Below are 20344 nucleotides of genomic sequence, written 5' to 3'. Positions count from 1 at the left end.
ATGACCAGGCAACAGCAAGTGGTGATTGTCGGTGGCGGAGTCATCGGCCTGCTGACGGCGTTCAATCTGGCGTCCGAAGGGCAACGTGTGGTGCTGCTGGACCGTTCCAATGTCGGCCAGGAATCGTCCTGGGCCGGCGGCGGTATCGTTTCGCCGTTGTACCCGTGGCGCTATAGCCCGGCGGTCACGGCGCTGGCCCATTGGTCACAGGATTTTTATCCACAGCTGGGGGAGCGGCTGTTCGCAGCCACCGGGATCGACCCGCAAGTGCATGTGACCGGGCTTTATTGGCTGGATCTGGACGACCAGGACGAAGCGCTGGCCTGGGCCAAGCGGGAAGGGCGCCCGCTGCGGGCTGTGGATATCTCGGCGGTTCACGATGCGGTGCCGGTGCTGGGGGCGGGTTTTTCCCGGGCGATCTACATGGCTGACGTGGCCAACGTGCGTAATCCCCGATTGGTGAAGTCCCTCAAGGCTGCGTTGCTGGCGATGCCGAACGTCACGCTGCATGAGCATTGCGAAGTCGGCGGGTTCATTCGCGACGGTGGGCGTGTGGTGGGTGTGCGCAGTTCTGCCGGTGAAATTCATGGCGATGAGGTGGTGCTGGCCGCCGGTGCCTGGAGCGGTGAGTTGCTCAAGACCTTGGGCTTGAAGTTGCCGGTCGAGCCAGTCAAGGGCCAGATGATTCTGTACAAGTGCGCATCGGATTTTCTGTCGAGCATGGTTCTGGCCAAGGGGCGTTATGCGATCCCGAGGCGTGATGGGCATATTCTGGTCGGCAGTACGCTGGAGCGTGAAGGTTTCGACAAGACCCCGACCGAGGTCGCTTTGGAGAGCCTGAAGGCTTCGGCGCAGCAGCTGATTCCGGCGTTGGCGGGTGCTGAGGTGGTCGGGCATTGGGCTGGTTTGCGGCCTGGGTCGCCTGAAGGTATTCCCTATATCGGCGAGGTGCCGGGGATTGCAGGGCTTTGGCTGAACTGTGGGCATTATCGCAATGGCTTGGTGTTGGCGCCGGCTTCGTGTCAGTTGTTTACGGATTTGATGTTGGGGCGTGAGCCGGTGATTGATCCTGTGCCTTATGCGCCGGCGGGGCGGTTGTAAGGTTCGGTTTTGATACTGCTCTTGTGCTCGGATCAACTGTAGGGAGATTCAACTGTGGGAGCGAGCTTGCTCGCGATGGCGGCCTGATAGTTGGCCGGGATGTTGTTGACCGGGTACATATCCATTGCTGCGGTAACGGCCACTTAGGGTTCCGCCCTTACGGCGGCTCACTTTTGAAAAGCGCAAAAGTAAGCAAAACGCTACATGCCCCACCACTCGGTGCCTCGCCTAGGCTCGGCATGCCCTCACTCCGGCATTGCTTCGTGGGCCGCCGCGAAGGGCCATCCATGGCCCAGCGCGGCTACCTCGGCATCCATGCCGAGGTGCCCACTGCGCAATACCTGCGTTCGGCCATCGTGGTTAACGGGGCGCCTTAGATCAAGATCAAAAGCGAGGCGGCCTAACAGCCGACCTGGCTCTTGCGGTCGTACACCCATCAGATCTGTGGGAGCAAAGCTTGCTCGCGAAGAGGCCTGCACATTCAGCACCTTCATCGGCCATGACACCGCCATCGCGAGCAGGCTCGCTCCCACATTGAATCTTCAGTAGACACAATATTTCATGCGCTCGGACCTCCTGTGGGAGCGAGCTTGCTCGCGATGAGGCCTGCAGCCCAACATCTTCTCGACTGGGGCACCGCCATCGCGAGCAAGCTCGCTCCCACAGGATTTAGGTGGCCAAAAAATTTGTAACTCATCTTCGAGCCAATGTGGGCCTATCCCTCTGTTGCTGTTGCTGTTGCTGTTGCTGTTGCTGTTGCTGTTGCTGTTGCTGTTGCTCTGCTTTTGACTTTGATCTCGGACGCCCCGTTAAACCACGCTGGCCGAACGCAGGCATTGCGCAGTGGGCATCCCGGCATGGATGCCGGGATAGCCGCGCTGGGCCATGGATGGCCCTTCGCGGCGGCCCACGGAGCAATGCCGGAGTGAGGGCACACCGAGCCTTAGCGAGGTGCCGAGTGGTGGGGCAAAGCGTTTTTGGTTACTTTTGGCTGGTCCGGCTCCCGGCTCTTCCAAAAGTGACCCGCCGTAAGGGCGGAACCCTAAGCCGCCGTTACCGCAGAAACGGATATACACACCGCCCTCACAGCCGACCAAGCTTTATGGGAATGGTCGGACAAAATTCTGATTCAAAAAGAATTTTCCGACGAGTTCTGGCGGTTGCCGGGTGGGAAGAACCCTGGCTAACCTTTCCCCGTCGCTGCCAATTCAGCGTCCGGGCGTCGCGGCCCGAAAACTTGGTAATCCATTTCCTCTTTGGAGTACCGCAATGAGTGACAAACCACTACCACCTTCAGAAACCAATAACGCTTCTCCTGACTCCAGCCATAACACGAAAGGGCTCGATGAAGCCGCCAAACGCGCCCTCGACTATTACCTCGGCCCAAAACCCGAAGCCAAAAAGAAACCAACCTCAAACCAGCTATTCACTGTAGTGGACGGCATCGACACCGAATGCCTCCTCACCAACCTCAGCGAAACCCTGGCCTCCGCCAACGCAACAATCAGCGACCTGGCCTTTGAACTCGAAGGCTCGCGACGGCATGTCGCCTTGGGGGTACAGCAGCTGATTGAACTGTGTGCATTACTGGCCAATCGAGTGCTGGACGAACGGGTGCCAGTGCCGGAGGGCTAGAGAGCGGCGTTACAGAGGGTGAACGCCGAACCTGTGGCGAGGGAGCTTGCTCCCGCTGGGTTGCGTAGCAGCCCCAAAAGCAGCGACTCGATCTACCTGATGCACCGAGGTGTCAGGTTGGGGGCCGCTTCGCAGCCCAGCGGGAGCAAGCTCCCTCGCCACAGGGGTAAGCGTAAGCTTAAAAAGCGTGGCTCAATCCAGTCCGAGTTTCTTCAACCGATACCGCATCGACCGAAACGACAACTTCAACCGCTGCGCCGCTGCCGTGCGGTTCCAGCGGGTTTCTTCCAATGCCTGGAGGATGAGCTTGCGCTCGACCTCTTCCAGGTAATCCTCGAGATTGTCGACCTGCATCAAATCGGGATTGCCCGCCTCAGTCGCACTGCCCTCGGCCAGACGCAGGTCATCCGCTTCGATCAGTTGCTGTTCGCACAAGGTATAGGCCCGCTCAAGCATGTTTTCCAGTTCCCGCACATTGCCCGGGAAACGGTAGTTCTGCAGGGCTTCCAAGGCTCGCGGATGGAGCTTTGCCGCAGGGCTGCCGGTGGCGCTGGCCAGGCGCTGGAGCATGTGGTTGGCCAAGGGCTCGATGTCTTCGCGGCGTTCGCGCAAGGGCGGCACGCGCAGTTCGATGACGTTCAGCCGGTAATACAAATCCTGGCGAAAGCGCCCGGCGGCGACCTCGGCGTCGAGATCCTTGTGGGTGGCGCAAAGGATTCGCACATCCACCACCTCCTCCTGCTGGCCGCCCACGGCGCGCACGGCCTTTTCCTGGATGGCTCGCAACAGCTTGACCTGCATCGCCAAGGGCAGGTCGGCCACCTCATCGAGAAACAAGGTTCCGCCATGGGCGGCCTGGAACAGCCCAGGCTTGTCTTCAATGGCGCCGCTAAAGCTGCCTTTTCGGTGGCCGAAGAACTCGCTTTCCATCAGTTCCGTGGGAATCGCCCCACAGTTGACCGGCACAAAACGCTGGTTGGCTCGGGGGCCTTGTTCGTGGATCAGCCGGGCGACCAGCTCCTTGCCGCAGCCCGATTCCCCGCTGATGTACACCGGTGCCTGGCTGCGGGCGAGTTTCTCGATCTGCTTGCGCACACCGAGCATGGGGGGCGAATCGCCCAGCAGGCAGCGTTCTAGGGTGCTGGTCGGTGAGGCGACCGGTGGCAGGCGCAGGGCGCTGGTGACCAGTTCCCGCAGCCGACCCAGGTCGACCGGTTTGGTCAGGAAGTCGAAGGCGCCGGCCTTGAGGGCGTCGATGGCGGTTTCCAGGCTGCCATAGGCGGTGATCATCGCCACGGGCAGTTGTGGATAACGTTGCTGGATGTGCTGCACCAGCTCCAGGCCGGTACCGTCGGGCAGGCGCATGTCGGTCAGGCACAGGTCGAAGGCATCCCCTGCCAGCAGGGCTTGGGCCTCGGCAAGGTTCTTGGCGCTGCGGGTGTCGAGTTTCATCCGGCCCAGGGTAATGTCCAGGAGTTCGCGGATGTCCGGTTCGTCATCGACGATCAGGATTCGTTGCCGTGAGCGATTGTTCAAATCTGTTTCCGTCCGTGAGCAAAAGTGATGCGAAAGCAGCCGCCGCCTTGGCGTGGTTTGAAGTCTAGGCGGGCCTGGTTGCTTTCGCACAGCTCACGGGACAGATAGAGCCCAAGGCCGGTGCCCTGGCTGCTGGTGGTAAAGAAGGGTTCGAACAGGTGCGCCTGCTGCTCGGGCGTGACACCGGGGCCGTTGTCGATGATGTCCAGTGTCGACAGCTGGCTGTGAGGGTCGATGAACAGTTTCAGCCAGGCCTCGGCCTGTTCGTGGGCCATTGCGCTGTGGCGCCAGGCGTTGCGCAGCAGGTTGTCGAGCACCTGGGTGAGCTGATCGGGGTCCATGAGCGTGGTGTAGTCGCCCGGGTCGATGCTCAAGTGCAATTGCTGGTGGTCGGCCATGCTCTCGCGGGCTTGTCGGACGAACTGATCGAGCCAGGTCCGCAGGTCAAGGCGCTGGGGTGTGGTTTGCTGGCGGCGAGACAGCTGCAGGACATTTTCAATGACGCGATTCATTCGTTGGGAGTGATCTTGAATAATCTGCGTCAGACGCCGATCCGCGTCGTTCAGTTCCTCGGATTCGCGCAGCAATTGCGCCGCGTGGCTGATGGCGCCCAAGGGGTTGCGGATTTCATGGGCGATACCGGCGGTCAGGCGCCCCAGGGAGGCGAGCTTGAGCTGTTGGGCGTGTTGGGCCACCTGGGCCAGGTCTTCGAGAAACACCAGGATCTGCTGCTGGTCGTTGTGGCCCAGGGCAATGAAGCTCGGTTGCAGGGTCAGGCCCGTACCGCTGATGGTCAGGCTGGGCGGGCGCAGGCTGGGGTTGTTCAGCCAGAGTTGCAGGCGCTCGACCAGGGCGCTGGAGCAATCGTCGATCGGCTGGCCGACCAGGTCGTGCATGCCCAGCAGGTTCAGCGCGCTTTCGTTGGCCAGTTGGACCCGGCGCTGGCGGTCGAGCACCAGGATGCCGGTGCGCATGCGTTGCAGGATCAGGGCATTGAGGGCTTCCAGTCCGACCACTTCGCTGGCCCGCTGCTCGGCCAGGGTTTCGCTGGCTTCCAAACGTCGGGTCAGGCCCTGCACCAGCAGCGCGGCGGCAAAACACAACGCCCCGAGGGTGCCGGCTTGCAAGTAACTGCTGGGCCGGTTCGAGTCGCTCAAGCCAAGAAATAAACTCGAACCGACGATGCCAAGGGTGGCGACGGCCGCGATCAACAGGCCGATCCGGCCGCGCAGCAGCGTATTGCCAATGGCCACCGAGACGATGAGCAGGTTGCCAATGGCGCTGGGGGCGCCGCCCGCGGCGAAGAACAGCCACGAGAGCAGCAACACGTCGGTCAGGGCCAGGCCGAACAACCGGGCAGGGCGCCGGGTGTTTTCCAGGAACACCACCAGCAGGATATTCAATACCAGGTACAACCAGCTGCCACTGCGCAACAGGTCGTCGTTGGCGTATTCCAGCAGGCGGTTGTCCATGTTGCTGGAGATCAGCAGCACCAGGGTGATGCCGATACTCAGGCGGTACAGGTGGTAGAGGCGCAGCAGGCGCTGCGCCTGTTTGATGCGTGGGCTTGTAGCCTCAGCGCTCACGAGTGCCCGGGCCTTGCTCGAGATGAGCCTGGCTGCAATACCATTGCTGTTCGAGGACCAGCGCCCGGTCACGGGGCAGGTGTACGCCGCAATGGGCGCAACGGACCATGGGCGGTGCGTCGTGCTCCCGCGGAGCGTTCGGCGCGGAGGAGGCGCCCTTGAACTTACGCCAGAACCATACCGCAGTGGCAATCAGAGCGATCCAGAACAATAAACGAAGCATGATGGGCGGCTTTTTGGCTAGAGATCAGGCAGTTTAGCCAAGGACAGGAACGGCGCACAGCGCAATAAAACCCGGGCATAAAAAAGGGAGACCGTCGGGTCAATGCTGTTCACTTAAGGCAATCGGCAAACCCGTGGCGAGGGAGCTTGCTCCCGCTGGGCCGCGAAGCGGCCCCAAAACCTGCCAAGTGCGGCGTATCAGACACACCGCACCCGCCGGTTTACGACTGCTTCGCAGCCGAGCGGGAGCAAGCTCCCTCGCCACAGGGTCATCATTTTTCTTAAGTGAACGGCATTAGACCGTCGGGTCTCCCTTTTTGTAGATGCCTTGGCTCAGTCGAACAGGCCGAAGGTCATGTAGCTGAACCAGGAGCGGTCGCTGGAATCGCTCTCAGGCTCTTCTTCCTCGATCACGTCGCCATTTTCATCCTTGGGCTTGAGTTCGTTCGGGATGGCTTCCTTGGCATCCTGGAACTGGCGCTGTACGTCCTGGTTGGCGCGGGTTTCGCCCGGCGGCAGCGGTGGACGGGATTCGATCAGGCCCAGGGTCGCCTTGCTCAGCCACGAACGGTTGTCGGCTTCGTCAACGCGCGGGGTGAACTGGCCGTCGACCAGCGAAGGGTGATCCGGGTAGTTCAGCTTGAGGGTTTCCAGGCTGGTGGCGGCCAGGTCGTCCAGATGCAGGCGCTGGTAGGCTTCGGTCATCACCGCCAGGCCATCACCGACCGAAGGGGTTTCCTGGAAGTTTTCCACCACGTAGCGGCCACGGTTGGCGGCGGCGACGTAGGCCTGACGGGTCAGGTAGTAGTCGGCCACGTGGATTTCGTAGGAAGCCAGCAGGTTGCGCAGGTAGATCATGCGCTGCTTGGCATCAGGCGAATAACGGCTGTTGGGGAAGCGGCTGGTCAGCTGGGCGAACTCGTTGTAGGAGTCGCGCGCGGCGCCCGGGTCACGCTTGGTCATGTCCAGCGGCAGGAAGCGCGCCAGCAGGCCGACGTCCTGGTCGAAGGAGGTCAGGCCCTTGAGGTAATAGGCGTAATCGACGTTCGGGTGCTGTGGGTGCAGGCGAATGAAGCGCTCGGCGGCGGACTTGGCGGCTTCCGGCTCGGCGTTCTTGTAGTTGGCGTAGATCAGCTCCAACTGGGCCTGATCGGCGTAGCGACCGAACGGATACCGCGACTCCAGCGCCTTCAGCTTGGCGGTGGCGCTGGTGTAGCTGTTGTTATCCAGGTCGTTCTGCGCCTGTTGGTACAGTTCGACTTCGCTCAGGTTTTCGTCTACGACTTCCTTCGACGAGCAAGCAGCAGTCAATGCGAGGATGGCGATCAGCAGCAGGTGTTTCACTTGCATGGCGGCTTGCGTCCCTATGACGGCCGCTGTCTTGGGCGGGGCCGTCCTGTTATGATGAGCGCCCCGTTGAAAAGCCTCGGGGCAAAAGACGCCGTATTTAACCACAAGCGCGCAGCCGAAACCAAAGGCTGTGCCGACGCCCAGTCCGAGCATGTCCGATAAAATAGAACTTCGCGCAGAGGTGCCGTCCGATTTGGGCGGCCAACGCCTCGATCAAGTCGCCGCACAACTCTTTGCCGAGCACTCTCGCTCGCGCCTTTCCGCCTGGATCAAGGACGGCCGCCTGACTGTGGATGGGGCGGTGATCCGTCCGCGCGACATCGTCCACGGCGGTGCCATCCTCGAGCTGACTGCCGAGCAGGAGGCCCAGGGAGAATGGGTCGCCCAGGACATTGCCCTGGACATCGTCTATGAAGACGATGACATCCTGGTGATCAACAAGCCCGCGGGCCTGGTGGTGCACCCGGCGGCCGGTCATGCCGACGGCACGCTGCTCAACGCCTTGTTGCATCACGTGCCGGACATCATCAATGTGCCCCGTGCCGGCATCGTCCATCGCCTGGACAAGGACACCACCGGCCTGATGGTGGTGGCCAAGACCATCCAGGCGCAGACACAGCTGGTCACACAGCTGCAAAGCCGCAGCGTCAGCCGCATCTATGAGTGCATCGTGATCGGTGTGGTCACCGCCGGTGGCAAGATCAACGCCCCGATCGGTCGCCACGGCCAGCAGCGCCAGCGCATGGCGGTGATGGAAGGCGGCAAGCAGGCGGTCAGTCATTACCGCGTGCTGGAGCGTTTCCGTTCCCACACCCACGTGCGGGTCAAGCTGGAAACCGGCCGTACCCACCAGATCCGTGTGCACATGGCCCACATCAACTTCCCGTTGGTGGGCGACCCGGCCTACGGCGGTCGTTTCCGCATTCCGCCGGCTGCCAGCCAGACCATGGTCGAATCGCTGAAGAGTTTCCCGCGCCAGGCGCTGCACGCGCGTTTCCTGGAACTGGATCATCCGACGACCGGCAAGCGCATGAGCTGGGAATCGCCGTTGCCGGATGATTTCGTCTGGTTGCTGACGTTGCTCAAGCAGGACCGCGAGGCGTTCATCGGATGAGTGACTGGCTGATACCCGACTGGCCCGCGCCGGCCCGGGTCAAGGCCTGTGTCACCACCCGCGAAGGCGGCGTCAGCCTGGCGCCGTTCGACAGCCTCAACCTGGGCGACCATGTCGGCGACGACCCCACGGCCGTTGCCGAAAACCGCCGCCGCCTCACCGATCCATTCGCCATCACCCCGGCCTGGCTGCAGCAGGTCCACGGCATTGCCGTGGTCGAGGCTGACCCGACCCAGGTGGCGACCGCCGATGCCAGTTGGACCGCCACGCCGGGTATCGCGTGCACGGCGATGACCGCCGATTGCTTGCCGGTGCTGTTCTGCAACCGTGCCGGCACCCGCGTCGCGGCGGCCCACGCCGGTTGGCGCGGGTTGGCGAACGGTGTGCTGGAAGCCACCCTCGACAGCCTTGCCGTGCCTGCGGATGAAATCCTGGCCTGGCTCGGCCCGGCCATCGGCCCGCAAGCCTTCGAAGTCGGACCGGAAGTGCGTGAAGCCTTCATCGCGCAGTTGCCCCAGGCGGCACAAGCCTTCGTCGCGAGCCCCAACGCCGGCAAATGCCTGGCCGACATCTACGCATTGGCACGGCTGCGTCTGGCGGTACGCGGTGTCACGGCCGTTTACGGCGGCGGTTTGTGTACCGTGACCGACCCACGTTTCTTTTCCTACCGGCGCAATCCGCGCACCGGTCGCTTCGCCTCGCTGATCTGGATCGAGCGCTAGACTTCTCTGATCTGCATCAAGGGCGCCCGGCTTGAATCTTCCAGAATCGACCACATCTATAACGGTATCTGGCAGGTTTCTTCATTCAGGATGTTTTCTAGGTCCGGCCTGCTCATTAGGAAGGTGACCCATGCGTATTGATCGTTTAACCAGCAAACTGCAATTGGCGCTGTCCGATGCCCAGTCCCTGGCCGTCGGCCTGGACCATCCCGGTATCGAACCGGCGCATTTGATGCAAGCCATGCTCGAACAGCAGGGCGGCTCCATCAAGCCCCTGTTGATGCAGGTCGGCTTTGACGTCAACAGCCTGCGAAAAGAATTGGCCAAAGAACTCGACCAGTTGCCCAAGATCCAGAATCCGACCGGTGACGTCAACATGTCCCAGGACTTGGCGCGGCTGCTCAACCAGGCCGATCGCCTGGCCCAGCAGAAGGGCGACCAGTTCATTTCCAGCGAGCTGGTGCTGCTCGCCGCCATGGACGAGAACAGCAAGCTCGGCAAGTTGCTGCTTGGCCAAGGGGTGAGCAAGAAGGCCCTGGAAAACGCCATCAACAACCTGCGTGGCGGCGAAGCGGTGAACGACGCCAACCACGAGGAGTCGCGCCAGGCGCTGGACAAATACACCGTCGACCTGACCAAGCGTGCCGAGGAAGGCAAGCTCGACCCGGTGATCGGTCGCGACGATGAAATCCGCCGCACGATCCAGGTGCTGCAACGCCGTACCAAGAACAATCCGGTGCTGATCGGTGAGCCTGGCGTGGGTAAAACCGCCATCGCCGAGGGCTTGGCCCAGCGCATCATCAACGGCGAAGTGCCGGACGGCCTCAAGGGCAAGCGCCTGTTGTCCCTGGACATGGGGGCTCTGATCGCCGGTGCCAAGTACCGCGGCGAGTTCGAAGAACGGCTCAAGTCCCTGCTCAATGAACTGTCCAAGCAGGAAGGGCAGATCATCCTCTTCATCGACGAACTGCACACCATGGTCGGTGCGGGCAAGGGCGAAGGCTCGATGGACGCCGGCAACATGCTCAAGCCAGCGTTGGCCCGTGGCGAGTTGCACTGTGTCGGCGCGACCACGCTCAACGAGTACCGTCAGTATATAGAGAAGGACGCGGCCCTCGAGCGGCGCTTCCAGAAAGTGCTGGTGGAAGAGCCGAGCGAAGAAGACACCATCGCCATCCTGCGTGGCCTTAAAGAGCGCTACGAAGTTCACCACAAGGTGGCGATCACCGACGGCGCGATCATCGCGGCGGCCAAGCTCAGCCACCGCTACATCACCGACCGGCAATTGCCGGACAAGGCCATCGACCTGATCGACGAGGCCGCGAGCCGCATCCGCATGGAAATCGACTCCAAGCCCGAAGTGCTGGATCGGTTGGAACGTCGCCTGATTCAGCTCAAGGTCGAGTCCCAGGCCCTGAAGAAAGAAAGCGACGAAGCGGCGAAGAAACGTCTGGAGAGGTTGCAGGAAGAAATCGTGCGTCACGAGCGTGAGTATTCCGACCTCGAGGAAATCTGGAACTCGGAGAAAGCCGAGGTCCAGGGTTCTGCGCAGATTCAGCAGAAGATCGAACAGTCTCGCCAGGAACTGGAAGCGGCTCGCCGTAAAGGCGATCTCAACCGCATGGCCGAGCTGCAGTACGGGGTGATCCCGGACCTGGAGCGCAGCCTGCAAATGGTCGACCAGCATGGCAAGAGCGAAAACCAGTTACTGCGCAGCAAAGTCACCGAGGAAGAAATCGCCGAAGTGGTGTCCAAGTGGACCGGCATTCCCGTCTCGAAGATGCTCGAAGGCGAGCGTGACAAGTTGCTGAAAATGGAAAGCCTGCTGCACCAACGCGTGATTGGCCAGGAAGAAGCCGTGGTGGCGGTGTCCAACGCCGTGCGCCGGTCCCGCGCCGGGTTGTCGGACCCTAACCGTCCGAGCGGCTCGTTCATGTTCCTCGGCCCGACCGGTGTCGGTAAAACCGAGCTGTGCAAGGCACTGGCCGAGTTCCTCTTCGATACCGAGGAGGCGATGGTGCGCATCGACATGTCCGAGTTCATGGAGAAACATTCCGTGGCACGGCTGATCGGTGCACCACCGGGTTATGTCGGCTACGAAGAGGGCGGCTACCTGACCGAGGCCGTGCGTCGCAAGCCGTACTCGGTGATCCTGCTCGATGAGGTCGAGAAGGCGCACCCGGATGTGTTCAACATCCTGCTGCAAGTGCTGGAGGATGGTCGCCTGACCGACAGCCACGGGCGCACGGTGGACTTCCGCAACACGGTGATCGTGATGACCTCCAACCTGGGCTCGACGCAGATCCAGGAGCTGGTGGGTGATCGCGAGGCGCAGCGCGCGGCGGTGATGGACGCAATCTCTACCCATTTCCGGCCGGAGTTCATCAACCGGGTCGACGAAGTGGTGATCTTCGAGCCTTTGGCCCGGGATCAGATTGCCGGCATTACCGAGATCCAGTTGGGCCGCCTGCGCAGCCGCCTGACCGAGCGCGAGCTGAAACTGCAATTGAGCGATGAGGCGTTGGACAAGCTGATCGCGGTGGGTTACGACCCGGTCTATGGTGCTCGGCCGCTGAAACGGGCGATCCAGCGCTGGATCGAAAACCCGCTGGCGCAGCTGATTCTGTCGGGTCGCTTCATGCCGGGCGAAACCGTGACCGGAACGGTGGAGAACGACGAAATCGTCTTTACCTGAATCGATTGACAGGGCTTTTGTGGCGAGGGAGCTTGCTCCCGCTGGACCGGGCTGGCGTTCCAGGGCGAAGCACTCCTCGGTTTTTGAGGGGCCGCTACGCGACCCAGCGGGAGCAAGCTCCCTCGCCACGATCCTTGATCTATTCCTGATTCATGGATGTTCACTTTCAAGGGCCATTTTTTTCATCAGGCCGTTGAACTCAAAGGAAAAGGCTTGTAAAGTGCGCCCCGCAGTACGTCACCCCAAGGGCGACTTCTCACTGAGAAGGAATCCAAAATAAGTTGCAAATCATTGTCTTGAAAGCAATTTAAGGGGTTGACAGAGGTTTTGAAAATTGTAGAATAGCGCGCCTCAGACACACGAACGCAGCGATGCAGACGGTGAAAGAGGTTGAAGCGAGATTCAACGATGTAGCTTCAAATTGCAGTAACTTGAAATATCAGTTCCGTGATAGCTCAGTCGGTAGAGCAAATGACTGTTAATCATTGGGTCCCAGGTTCGAGTCCTGGTCACGGAGCCATTTCAATCGGGGTATAGCGCAGTCCGGTAGCGCGCCTGCTTTGGGAGCAGGATGTCAGGAGTTCGAATCCCCTTACCCCGACCATATTTGGGTCGTTAGCTCAGTTGGTAGAGCAGTTGGCTTTTAACCAATTGGTCGTAGGTTCGAATCCCACACGACCCACCATTTTTGAAACCAGCTCGCTGGAATCGAATCTTAAGATCAGAGGCCAAAAGCGCTGATCGAGGAAGGCGACTTGCGAAGGTCGCCTTTTTTTTACCGGGGTATAGCGCAGTCCGGTAGCGCGCCTGCTTTGGGAGCAGGATGTCAGGAGTTCGAATCCCCTTACCCCGACCATATTAAAAATCCTCGTATCGAAAGATACGGGGATTTTTTTTGCCTGGAATAAAGTGGATTACTTAAGTCATCGTACAACTTGCCGATAACCCACCGACAGGGGCCTGGCCCCACCTCGGGCCAACAATAAAAAAGGCACCCTTATGTTTCTTCGTCAGTTGAATATTGCCCCCCGCGCCGCGCTGGGGTTTGCCTTGATCGCCGTGTTGGTGGCGTTGCTCGGGGTGTTTGCGCTGGGGCAGATGTCGAGCATTCGTGACAGTGAAGTCGCCGTGGAAACCCAATGGCTGCCTAGCATTCGCGGGGGTGACGAGATTCGCGAGTGGATGTTGCGGATCCGCACGATTTCCCTGCGCATGGCCCTGGACCAGGATCCGAAGAACATCCCGGTGTACCGCGGCCAGATGGACACCCGCGACAAGGAACTGGGCGAAAAAATCGCGGCTTACGAAAAACTCGTCGTGACGCCTGAAGGCAAGGCCCTTTACGACCAGTTCAAGCAGACGTTCGCTGCGTACCGTACCGGTATCGCGCAATCCTTCACCCTGGCGGAACAGGGGCGTCGGGATGATCTGATCAAGTTGCTGCTGGTGGACATGAAGACCGTGGTGGACGGTTCCGGCAAGCAGCTCAACGATCTGGCGGAGTTGTTCTCCAAGCAGGTGTCCATCGAGAGCCAGAAGTCCCAGGAGCACTACGCCAATTCCCGCATGATCGTCAGCCTGTTCATTGTGCTTGCCGCCCTGGCCACGGTGGCCCTGGCCATGTTGCTCACGCGCAGTATCGTCAAGCCCCTGGGCGAGGCGCTGAATGCTGCGGAGAGCGTCGCCAGGGGGGACTTGACCCGGCCGATCGAAACCCACGGCAACGACGAAGTCAGCCGTTTGCTCAAGGCGTTGGCGGCCATGCAGCAGAATCTGCGCGAGACGTTGCAGGGCATCAGCGGCTCGGCCGCGCAACTGGCCACCGCAGCCGATGAGCTGAACGCCGTCACGCTCGACAGCACCCACAGCCTGCAGCAACAGAACAACGAAATTGAACAGGCTGCCACCGCCGTCACCGAGATGACCACCGCTGTGGAGGAGGTTGCACGCAATGCGGTTTCCACTTCCGATGCCACGCGTCAGTCCAGTGAGTCGGCATCCCTGGGGCAGCAGCGGGTCAGCGACACGGTCGAGGCCATTGGCGCCCTGGCTAACGATGTGCAAGTGACCGGCGGCCTGGTGCAATCTTTGGCCAACCAGTCGCAGGATATCGGCAAGGTGCTGGACGTAATCCGCGCCATCGCCGAGCAGACCAACCTGCTGGCCCTCAACGCGGCCATTGAAGCGGCCCGGGCGGGAGAGAGCGGACGTGGCTTCGCGGTGGTGGCCGACGAGGTGCGAGCGCTGGCTTATCGCACGCAGCAATCGACCCAGGAAATCGAGCAGATGGTCCAAGGCATGCGCAGCGGTGCCACCCAGGCACTCGATTCCATGCAGGCCAGCTCCAGTCGTGCGGCAAGCACCCTGGCGATGGCGGAGCGGGCAGGGGAAGCGCTGCACACCATTACGGCGTCGGTCAGCGAGATCCATGAGCGCAACCTGGTCATCGCCAGTGCCGCCGAAGAACAGGCGCAAGTGGCCCGCGAGGTCGATCGCAACCTGGTGAACATTCGTGATTTGTCGGTGCGCTCGGCTTCCGGCGCGGATCAGACCAGTGCCTCCAGCCATGAATTGTCGCAACTGGCGAATTCGCTGCGCACGATGGTGCAGCGGTTTCAGGTTTGATCGGTGGATAGCTTGGACAGTGATCCTGCCCAAGCTTAAGTATGGACTGTGCCGCCCTCATCGCGAGCAAGCTCGCTCCCACAGGGTGATCGCAATCAACTGTGGGAGCGAGCTTGCTCGCGATGGCGGTGGATCATTCAGACTCAGTGCTGCTGACTCAATGCAACTTCAGCCGAGGCTCGGTCCCGCGTCCGATCTTGCTGCCCAGCATCAGCATGGCCGTGCGGAACATGCCGTACAGCGCCATCTGGTGCATGCGGTACAACGACACATAGAACATCCGCGCCAGCCAGCCTTCGAGCATCACGCTGCCGGTCAGGTTGCCCATCAGGTTGCCCACCGCCGAGAAGCGCGACAGCGAGATCAGCGATCCGTAGTCGGTGTATTTGTAGTCGGGCAGGGCCTTGCCTTCGATCCGCAGTTTCAGCGATTTGGCCAGCAGCGAGGCTTGCTGATGCGCGGCCTGGGCGCGAGGCGGAACGTTACGATCGCTGCCGGGTTGCGGGCAGGCGGCGCAATCGCCGAAGGCAAAGATGTTTTCGTCGCGAGTGGTCTGTAGCGTCGGCAGCACTTGCAGCTGGTTGATCCGGTTGGTCTCCAGCCCGTCGATATCCTTGAGGAATTCTGGCGCGCGAATCCCGGCGGCCCAGACCTTCAAGCTCGCGTCGATCACTTTGCCATCCGCGGTAATCAGGCTGTCGGCGGTCACCTGGCTGACGGCGGCGTTGGTCATCACGTTGACGCCGAGTTTTTCCAAAGTCTTGTGCACCGGTCCACCGATGCGTTCCGGCAATGCCGGCAACACCCGTGGCCCGGCCTCGATCAGGGTGATGTGCATGTTCTCCGGTTTGATCCGGTCCAGGCCATAGGCGTGCAGTTCGTGGGCGGCATTGTGCAGCTCGGCCGCCAGTTCGACCCCGGTCGCGCCGGCGCCGACGATGGCGACACTGATGCGCTCGACGATATCGGTCTGCCCGGCGTGGGCACGCAGATAGTGGTGAAGCAATTGCTGGTGAAAGCGCTCCGCCTGCTTGCGGGTGTCGAGGAACAGGCAGTGTTGCGCCGCGCCTTCGGTGCCGAAATCGTTGGTGGTGCTGCCGACGGCAATCACCAGGGTGTCATAGCCCAATTCCCGGGCCGGCAGCAGCTCGATGCCCGCCTCGTCATAGGTGGCGGCCAACTGGATTCTCTTGCGCTCGCGATCCAGACCGCTCATGCGTCCCAGTTGGAACTCGAAGTGGTTCCATTTTGCCTGGGCAACGTAATTGAGTTCGTCTTCGGAAGAGTTGAGGGAGCCGGCAGCCACTTCGTGCAGCAGGGGTTTCCAGATGTGGGTCAGGTTCGCGTCGACCAGCATCACACTGGCCGTGCCGCGATTGCCCAGAGTCTTACCCAGACGGGTAGCCAACTCCAGGCCGCCGGCGCCGCCGCCAACGATGACAATACGATGAGTCATGGGGATATCTCGCAAGGCTAAAGGAATTCGGTGCCGTTACCCGCGCGAGCATCAAGCGGCTCATAGCGTCAGGTAACTGATCAGTCGGCTCAACAGGCCCAGGCCAATCGTGATGGCCAGTACCACCACCAGGAGCATCCACGGCCGGAAAGGCCGGCGCTCGACTCGGTGCTGGGACAGTTGCAGGTACTCTTCGACATGCTTCTGGTCGTCTGGGTTCAGGCGGCTGGTCATAAAGGCCTCGTCAGGTAGACGTTGCGGAATGTGAAGACGTTACAGCGTCCGGCTAGTTGGCATTGAAAGCAGCATAGCCGCTCGCCGGAACGGGTTCGACGGCCAGGGGGTCGTCCAGGCGAATGATTCCACTTTTTAACACCCGGGCGGTGATTCCGCCATGGCCGCGTACGGCCTGGAATGTACCTTCGCCGAGGTTTCGCTCCAATCGGGCGCAGGGCTGGCACCAGCCGGTGGTTTCAAAAATGGCCTGGCCGATGCGAAAGCGCCGGCCCTTGAGGCTGAACAGATTGATGCCGCTGACCACAATGTTGCGCCGCAGCGCCTGTGGCAGCACCGGCTGGTCCTCGGGACGGCCCATCAGCGCGCTGATCACGGCCAGGTGCTCCCATTGGATCAGCGTCACTTGCCGCGCATTGCGCACACCGGGGCGGGCATGATCGCCGGTCAGCCCGGCCTCCAGGCGCGCCTCCACGGCGTCCAGTTCGATCATCGGTGCGTGGCCTTGGGGGCGCACGCCGATCCAGCGCACACGGCCCTGTTGCGGCACGGCGGCGATCAGTTCCTGCAATGGGCTCACAGGCTGATCCCCACATCGAAGACAATGCTGCGGCCCAGGTTGCCCCGCAGGAAATCCGGCGCATCGGGATGGGCGAACAGCACCCGGGCAAATGTCGGTCCCACCAGCGACAGCGAGCGCCAGCCCTGGCGCAGGTATTCGGTGGGCGGTGGAAAGTGACTGTTGAGGTCCAGCACTTCGCGCTTGAGGCTGGCGAAGGCGATGATGTCCAGATCGCCCAAGTCCATGCCGCGCTCGGTGTAGTTGTGGGCTTTCTTGCGCAACGTCGGGGCCAGGCGCAGCAGGAACTCATTGGCCGGGATCCGCCTGGGCTTGGCTTCGCGCCGCACCAGTTGGCTCAGGGAAAAGGCGCTGCGGCGGCGTTGCAGTTCATCGCGCCATTCGTCATTGAGGCGACGGCCCTCGTCGAGTACGAAAAATACCTCGAAATTGGCATCGCGAAACAGCACGTCCGGCGGCTCCCCGGCCGGGGCGAACTCGTCGGCCCGATAGGGCACGTTCAGCCCTTGCAGCAGACGCTGGCAGACCCAACGCTCACGCTCCCATTTGCGGGCATTGGAAAGAAAGGCGTTGGCTTGCTCGGCCGCGATGGTCAGCAGGCGTAAGTAATCGGAGTCATCCATGAGCCCAAGCTTAGCGTTCAAATGTGGTCAAAAAAATAAAGCTGCTGCGATGGGGCGAAATTTTCGCTGAGGCAGGTGATGCTGTTCACTCAAAGCCCAGCAAGAGCAGAAGGCAGGTCGAGCTTTTTATGCACCTGCGCCTGCGCCATCGCCATCGCGAGCAAGCTCGCTCCCACATGGGGTTTCGGATGTTCACAACATTTTACATACGATACAAAACCTGTGGGAGCGAGCTTGCTCGCGATGAGGCCGGCACATCCAACACCGTCATCGAATGTGACGCCGCTATCGCAAGCAAGCTCGCTCCCACAGGATGAGCATAAGCCTCAGGCAGGGCCCGGCAGGCCATCCTGTTCAGCCTGACGCGCCAACCAGGCGCAGAAAAGATCCCGTTTCTTGCTGTGTTGCGCGCTGCGCTTGGCGATATAGGTGTAGCGGCTTGGCTGAAATCCGAACGGTGCCACCAGGCGACCCAGGCGAATGTCATCGGCCACCAGGTGCCATGGCGCGACACCAATCCCCAGGCCGGCAATCGCCGCCTCCAACGTAAAGTAATAGTGCTCGTATTCCAGTCCGGCCGGCGCGCTGGCGGGGTATCCCATCGCATCGCCCCAGTTCGCCCAGGCGTCCGGACGGGTTTTGGTGTGCAGGAGGGGATAGCGAAAAATCGAGCTCAGGTCAGTCAATTGGATACGCGCGGATAAGGACGGCGCCAAGACGATGCCCAAGCGTTCGGGGAACAACAGGACGGTGTTTTTGCATTCATCCACGACGTCCTGTTCTGCCGTGATCATCACGTCATGACGGTCCCGCCCCGGATCGGTCCCATGGACCGGTGAACTCAAGCGGATCTTGATCTGCGGGTAAGTTGTATTGAAGTCGAAAAGACGGGGAATCAGCCACTTGACCGTGAACGTGCTGAAGCAGGACACGTCGAGGGTGCCGGTCGCCGTGTCTCGGACCCTGCCCACCGCGGCCTCGATCTGATCCAGCGCGGCCGTCAATTCCGGCAGGAGTTCTTGCCCGGCAGGGGTGAGCTGCGGTTTGTTCTTTGGGCCTTCGAACAGGTCCACGCCAAGGCTCAGCTCCAACTGACGGACCTGGCGACTGACAGCGCCCGGGGTGACGGACAACTCTTCGGCGGCCGCATTCATCTTGCCCAGGCGGGCAGCCGCCTCGAAGGTACGCAGTGCATTCAATGGGGGGAGGTGACGTTTCATGAAGTGACTTTAACTCAATTACATCGGGCGCATAAATCGGTATCCGGTACGGTGGGGATTTCGCAGAATTCCTCGGCTTCCCGGGGCTTGACGATTGTTTAACGTCGCGACGACTGGGGAGAACTTCCCCAATCAATTGAGAGCAACTCACATGCCATTCGTTCGTACAGCCGTCACCAAGGGCACCAGCCAGTCGCAACGCCAGCGCATTGTCGAGGGCATACACCAAGCGCTGGTCGAGAGCATTGGCATGCCCGAGGATGAACTGTTCAACCTGGTCACGGACTACGATCCCGAGCAGTTTTTCTACAGCCGCACGTTTAACGGTGTGGATCGTTCAGACCATTTGATCGTGATTGAGATTACGATGCGCAGGGGCCGCAGTGATGCGATGAAGCGCGAGCTCTACAGAAAAATTGCCGACAACCTCGGTATTCAAGCCCAGGTTCGTCCAGAAGACGTTTTCATCTTCATGCATGAGAATGACTATTCGGATTGGTCGGTAGGCTTTGGTAGGTTTGCAATGGCTCTGGTACAACAACCAGGAAGTGTCGCTCCCCAATAGCGAACGAACGGAGTAACCCATGATCGGTGCCGAACTGCTCTCCTCGCAGACCCAGGCGGCCGGCTGGCTGGTGTATGTGCCGGTGTTGGCCTGGGCCGTGGTGCGGGCACCGTGGGTCGAACTGTTCACCGACAGCCGTCGCCAGCATCTGTTATTCGGCACGGTGCTGGCGTTGTTCATGCTGTGGCTGGTACGCCGGGATTTCGATACGGGTGTCTCGTATCATTTCATCGGCATGACCGCCGTGACGTTGCTGCTGGACTGGCCGTTGGCGATCCTGGGGGGCTTGTGCGCGCAGCTTGCGCTGGTGCTGCTGGGACGCCAGGACATGGCGGCGGTCGGGGTCAACGGCGCGCTGCTGATCCTGCTGCCGGTGCTTATCACCGAATGCTGCGCGATCCTGGTGGAGCGCGCCCAGCCACGCAATCTGTTCGTCTACATCTTCTGTTCGGGGTTTCTCGCCGCCGCGCTTTCGGCATTGGCGTGCCTGCTGCTTGGGCTTGGCCTGCTGTGGTACGACGGGATATTCGCCATGCCTTACTGGCTGGAGGACTTCATCGGCTACCTGTGGCTGATCATCTTCCCCGAGGCGTTCATCAACGGCATGGTGATCAGTGCGTTGGTGGTGTTCAGCCCCGAATGGCTGGAGACCTTCAACCGCACGCGCTACCTGTCGGCGCCGTGGAACGATGATGACAAGCCTTGATTCACGTCAAGGCTGCTCCATCACACGCCCTGCATGCTCTGGAAAACTTCCAGGAGCACAACCATGAGTGTTTATGAGTGGGCCAGGCAAGAGATCAGGCGTAGCCACGACGCCGCCATGGAGATCGGTTTCGACCCGGGCTTGAGCCTGCGTGCCTTGCTCAGTGCCATCGTGCAGCAGAGCAAGACCGTGCGCAGCGCTGAAGACTTGGCCGACGAGTTGAGTTTCCTGGCGGAAAACCTCGACGATGAACAGGATTACGGTTTCATGCGGCCTTAGGGGATAACTCCGTTACCTGAGATGACGATGAGCCCGTGGCGAGGGAGCTTGCTCCCGCTGGGGCGCGTAGCGGCCCCTAAAAAACGATGAGTGCT

At 61.0% G+C, this 20344-nt stretch carries 19 protein-coding genes, 4 tRNA genes and 1 pseudogene; 15 read left to right on the top strand and 9 right to left on the bottom strand.

Features of this window, described 5'->3' with window-relative positions; genetic code table 11:
* The 3 genes from thiO (at position 1) to J3P85_RS25265 (ending at position 2736) form a co-directional block, all read left to right on the top strand.
* The gene (thiO, locus tag J3P85_RS25275) at positions 1–1101 is read left to right on the top strand and encodes a glycine oxidase ThiO (RefSeq protein WP_434703947.1); all 1101 of its coding nucleotides are present in this window, start codon (positions 1–3) and stop codon (positions 1099–1101) included.
* Positions 1102–1340: 239 nt separating this feature from the next.
* Positions 1341–1478, top strand: coding sequence for a hypothetical protein (locus J3P85_RS25270; RefSeq protein WP_434706449.1), 138 nt, complete (start codon positions 1341–1343; stop codon positions 1476–1478).
* A gap of 892 nt (positions 1479–2370) precedes the next feature.
* Positions 2371–2736: a DUF6124 family protein gene (locus J3P85_RS25265; protein WP_207967164.1), complete on the top strand. Its 366-nt coding sequence runs from the start codon at positions 2371–2373 to the stop codon at positions 2734–2736.
* 192 nt (positions 2737–2928) lie between these two features.
* Here J3P85_RS25265 and J3P85_RS25260 read toward each other — a convergent pair whose 3' ends face one another.
* The 4 genes from J3P85_RS25260 to J3P85_RS25245 all read right to left on the bottom strand — a co-directional run bounded on the left by J3P85_RS25260 (position 2929) and on the right by J3P85_RS25245 (position 7430).
* A complete protein-coding gene (locus J3P85_RS25260; RefSeq protein ID WP_434703945.1) occupies positions 2929–4272 on the bottom strand; it encodes a sigma-54-dependent transcriptional regulator in 1344 nt (447 codons plus the stop codon).
* Positions 4269–5858, bottom strand: coding sequence for a two-component system sensor histidine kinase NtrB (locus J3P85_RS25255; protein ID WP_434703944.1), 1590 nt, complete (start codon positions 5856–5858; stop codon positions 4269–4271). The genes J3P85_RS25260 and J3P85_RS25255 overlap by 4 nt, the downstream gene beginning before the upstream one ends.
* Entirely contained in the window at positions 5848–6081 is a 234-nt protein-coding gene (locus J3P85_RS25250) for a PP0621 family protein (protein ID WP_434703943.1), read from the bottom strand. The genes J3P85_RS25255 and J3P85_RS25250 overlap by 11 nt, the downstream gene beginning before the upstream one ends.
* Positions 6082–6413: 332 nt before the next feature.
* Positions 6414–7430, bottom strand: a complete 1017-nt coding sequence (locus tag J3P85_RS25245; protein ID WP_186708980.1) for an outer membrane protein assembly factor BamD — start codon at positions 7428–7430, stop codon at positions 6414–6416.
* A 151-nt stretch (positions 7431–7581) separates the two neighbouring features.
* On the opposite strand from J3P85_RS25245, the gene rluD reads away from it, so the two are divergent.
* From rluD to J3P85_RS25200, 9 genes and pseudogenes are all read left to right on the top strand, one after another.
* Positions 7582–8544: a 23S rRNA pseudouridine(1911/1915/1917) synthase RluD gene (rluD, locus tag J3P85_RS25240; RefSeq protein WP_186708981.1), complete on the top strand. Its 963-nt coding sequence runs from the start codon at positions 7582–7584 to the stop codon at positions 8542–8544.
* Positions 8541–9266, top strand: coding sequence for a peptidoglycan editing factor PgeF (gene pgeF / locus J3P85_RS25235; RefSeq protein WP_434703942.1), 726 nt, complete (start codon positions 8541–8543; stop codon positions 9264–9266). The genes rluD and pgeF overlap by 4 nt, the downstream gene beginning before the upstream one ends.
* Positions 9267–9396: 130 nt before the next feature.
* Positions 9397–11961, top strand: coding sequence for an ATP-dependent chaperone ClpB (gene clpB / locus J3P85_RS25230; protein ID WP_434703941.1), 2565 nt, complete (start codon positions 9397–9399; stop codon positions 11959–11961).
* A gap of 444 nt (positions 11962–12405) precedes the next feature.
* Positions 12406–12481: transfer RNA gene (locus J3P85_RS25225), tRNA-Asn, on the top strand.
* A 7-nt stretch (positions 12482–12488) separates the two neighbouring features.
* Positions 12489–12565, top strand: a tRNA-Pro gene (locus J3P85_RS25220).
* A 5-nt stretch (positions 12566–12570) separates the two neighbouring features.
* Positions 12571–12646, top strand: a tRNA-Lys gene (locus J3P85_RS25215).
* A 94-nt stretch (positions 12647–12740) separates the two neighbouring features.
* Positions 12741–12817, top strand: a tRNA-Pro gene (locus J3P85_RS25210).
* A 143-nt stretch (positions 12818–12960) separates the two neighbouring features.
* Positions 12961–13683: pseudogene (locus J3P85_RS25205) on the top strand (MCP four helix bundle domain-containing protein); the annotation flags it as partial.
* A 39-nt stretch (positions 13684–13722) separates the two neighbouring features.
* Positions 13723–14586: a methyl-accepting chemotaxis protein gene (locus J3P85_RS25200; protein ID WP_411387556.1), complete on the top strand. Its 864-nt coding sequence runs from the start codon at positions 13723–13725 to the stop codon at positions 14584–14586.
* 157 nt (positions 14587–14743) lie between these two features.
* On the opposite strand, the gene J3P85_RS25195 is transcribed toward J3P85_RS25200, so the two are convergent.
* The 5 genes from J3P85_RS25195 to J3P85_RS25175 all read right to left on the bottom strand — a co-directional run bounded on the left by J3P85_RS25195 (position 14744) and on the right by J3P85_RS25175 (position 18699).
* Positions 14744–16042 (bottom strand): NAD(P)/FAD-dependent oxidoreductase, encoded by a 1299-nt coding sequence (locus tag J3P85_RS25195; protein WP_434703940.1) that lies wholly within the window; start codon positions 16040–16042, stop codon positions 14744–14746.
* A gap of 60 nt (positions 16043–16102) precedes the next feature.
* Entirely contained in the window at positions 16103–16276 is a 174-nt protein-coding gene (locus J3P85_RS25190) for a DUF3094 family protein (RefSeq protein WP_039593877.1), read from the bottom strand.
* Positions 16277–16328: 52 nt separating this feature from the next.
* Entirely contained in the window at positions 16329–16856 is a 528-nt protein-coding gene (locus J3P85_RS25185) for an MOSC domain-containing protein (protein ID WP_434703939.1), read from the bottom strand.
* Positions 16853–17479 (bottom strand): DUF1780 domain-containing protein, encoded by a 627-nt coding sequence (locus tag J3P85_RS25180; RefSeq protein ID WP_186709015.1) that lies wholly within the window; start codon positions 17477–17479, stop codon positions 16853–16855. The genes J3P85_RS25185 and J3P85_RS25180 overlap by 4 nt, the downstream gene beginning before the upstream one ends.
* Before the next feature lie 326 nt (positions 17480–17805).
* The gene (locus J3P85_RS25175) at positions 17806–18699 is read right to left on the bottom strand and encodes a LysR substrate-binding domain-containing protein (RefSeq protein WP_434703938.1); all 894 of its coding nucleotides are present in this window, start codon (positions 18697–18699) and stop codon (positions 17806–17808) included.
* 151 nt (positions 18700–18850) lie between these two features.
* Between J3P85_RS25175 and J3P85_RS25170 the strand changes: the two genes are divergently transcribed.
* The 3 genes from J3P85_RS25170 (at position 18851) to J3P85_RS25160 (ending at position 20249) form a co-directional block, all read left to right on the top strand.
* Positions 18851–19264 (top strand): tautomerase family protein, encoded by a 414-nt coding sequence (locus J3P85_RS25170; protein WP_434703937.1) that lies wholly within the window; start codon positions 18851–18853, stop codon positions 19262–19264.
* Between the two features lie 19 nt (positions 19265–19283).
* Positions 19284–19970, top strand: a complete 687-nt coding sequence (locus J3P85_RS25165) for an energy-coupling factor ABC transporter permease (protein WP_186730376.1) — start codon at positions 19284–19286, stop codon at positions 19968–19970.
* A gap of 63 nt (positions 19971–20033) precedes the next feature.
* The gene (locus J3P85_RS25160) at positions 20034–20249 is read left to right on the top strand and encodes a hypothetical protein (protein WP_053125334.1); all 216 of its coding nucleotides are present in this window, start codon (positions 20034–20036) and stop codon (positions 20247–20249) included.
* Positions 20250–20344 lie beyond the last annotated feature (95 nt).

The sequence above is a fragment of the Pseudomonas sp. Z1-12 genome (assembly GCF_051132015.1).
Taxonomy (GTDB): Bacteria; Pseudomonadota; Gammaproteobacteria; order Pseudomonadales; family Pseudomonadaceae; genus Aquipseudomonas; species Aquipseudomonas zanjanensis.
This window is presented reverse-complemented; position numbering and strand designations above follow the sequence as displayed.

Bases quoted from the DNA above. Each gene is read 5' to 3' on its own strand.
- J3P85_RS25165 (WP_186730376.1), top strand. From the start codon at position 19,284: ATGATCGGTGCCGAACTGCTCTCCTCGCAGACCCAGGCGGCCGGCTGG.
- J3P85_RS25250 (WP_434703943.1), bottom strand. From the start codon at position 6,081: ATGCTTCGTTTATTGTTCTGGATCGCTCTGATTGCCACTGCGGTATGG.
- J3P85_RS25200 (WP_411387556.1), top strand. From the start codon at position 13,723: ATGCAGCAGAATCTGCGCGAGACGTTGCAGGGCATCAGCGGCTCGGCC.
- J3P85_RS25160 (WP_053125334.1), top strand. From the start codon at position 20,034: ATGAGTGTTTATGAGTGGGCCAGGCAAGAGATCAGGCGTAGCCACGAC.
- J3P85_RS25170 (WP_434703937.1), top strand. From the start codon at position 18,851: ATGCCATTCGTTCGTACAGCCGTCACCAAGGGCACCAGCCAGTCGCAA.
- J3P85_RS25265 (WP_207967164.1), top strand. From the start codon at position 2,371: ATGAGTGACAAACCACTACCACCTTCAGAAACCAATAACGCTTCTCCT.
- J3P85_RS25195 (WP_434703940.1), bottom strand. From the start codon at position 16,042: ATGACTCATCGTATTGTCATCGTTGGCGGCGGCGCCGGCGGCCTGGAG.
- rluD (WP_186708981.1), top strand. From the start codon at position 7,582: ATGTCCGATAAAATAGAACTTCGCGCAGAGGTGCCGTCCGATTTGGGC.
- J3P85_RS25190 (WP_039593877.1), bottom strand. From the start codon at position 16,276: ATGACCAGCCGCCTGAACCCAGACGACCAGAAGCATGTCGAAGAGTAC.
- J3P85_RS25245 (WP_186708980.1), bottom strand. From the start codon at position 7,430: ATGCAAGTGAAACACCTGCTGCTGATCGCCATCCTCGCATTGACTGCT.
- thiO (WP_434703947.1), top strand. From the start codon at position 1: ATGACCAGGCAACAGCAAGTGGTGATTGTCGGTGGCGGAGTCATCGGC.
- J3P85_RS25175 (WP_434703938.1), bottom strand. From the start codon at position 18,699: ATGAAACGTCACCTCCCCCCATTGAATGCACTGCGTACCTTCGAGGCG.
- pgeF (WP_434703942.1), top strand. From the start codon at position 8,541: ATGAGTGACTGGCTGATACCCGACTGGCCCGCGCCGGCCCGGGTCAAG.
- J3P85_RS25180 (WP_186709015.1), bottom strand. From the start codon at position 17,479: ATGGATGACTCCGATTACTTACGCCTGCTGACCATCGCGGCCGAGCAA.
- J3P85_RS25270 (WP_434706449.1), top strand. From the start codon at position 1,341: ATGCCCTCACTCCGGCATTGCTTCGTGGGCCGCCGCGAAGGGCCATCC.
- clpB (WP_434703941.1), top strand. From the start codon at position 9,397: ATGCGTATTGATCGTTTAACCAGCAAACTGCAATTGGCGCTGTCCGAT.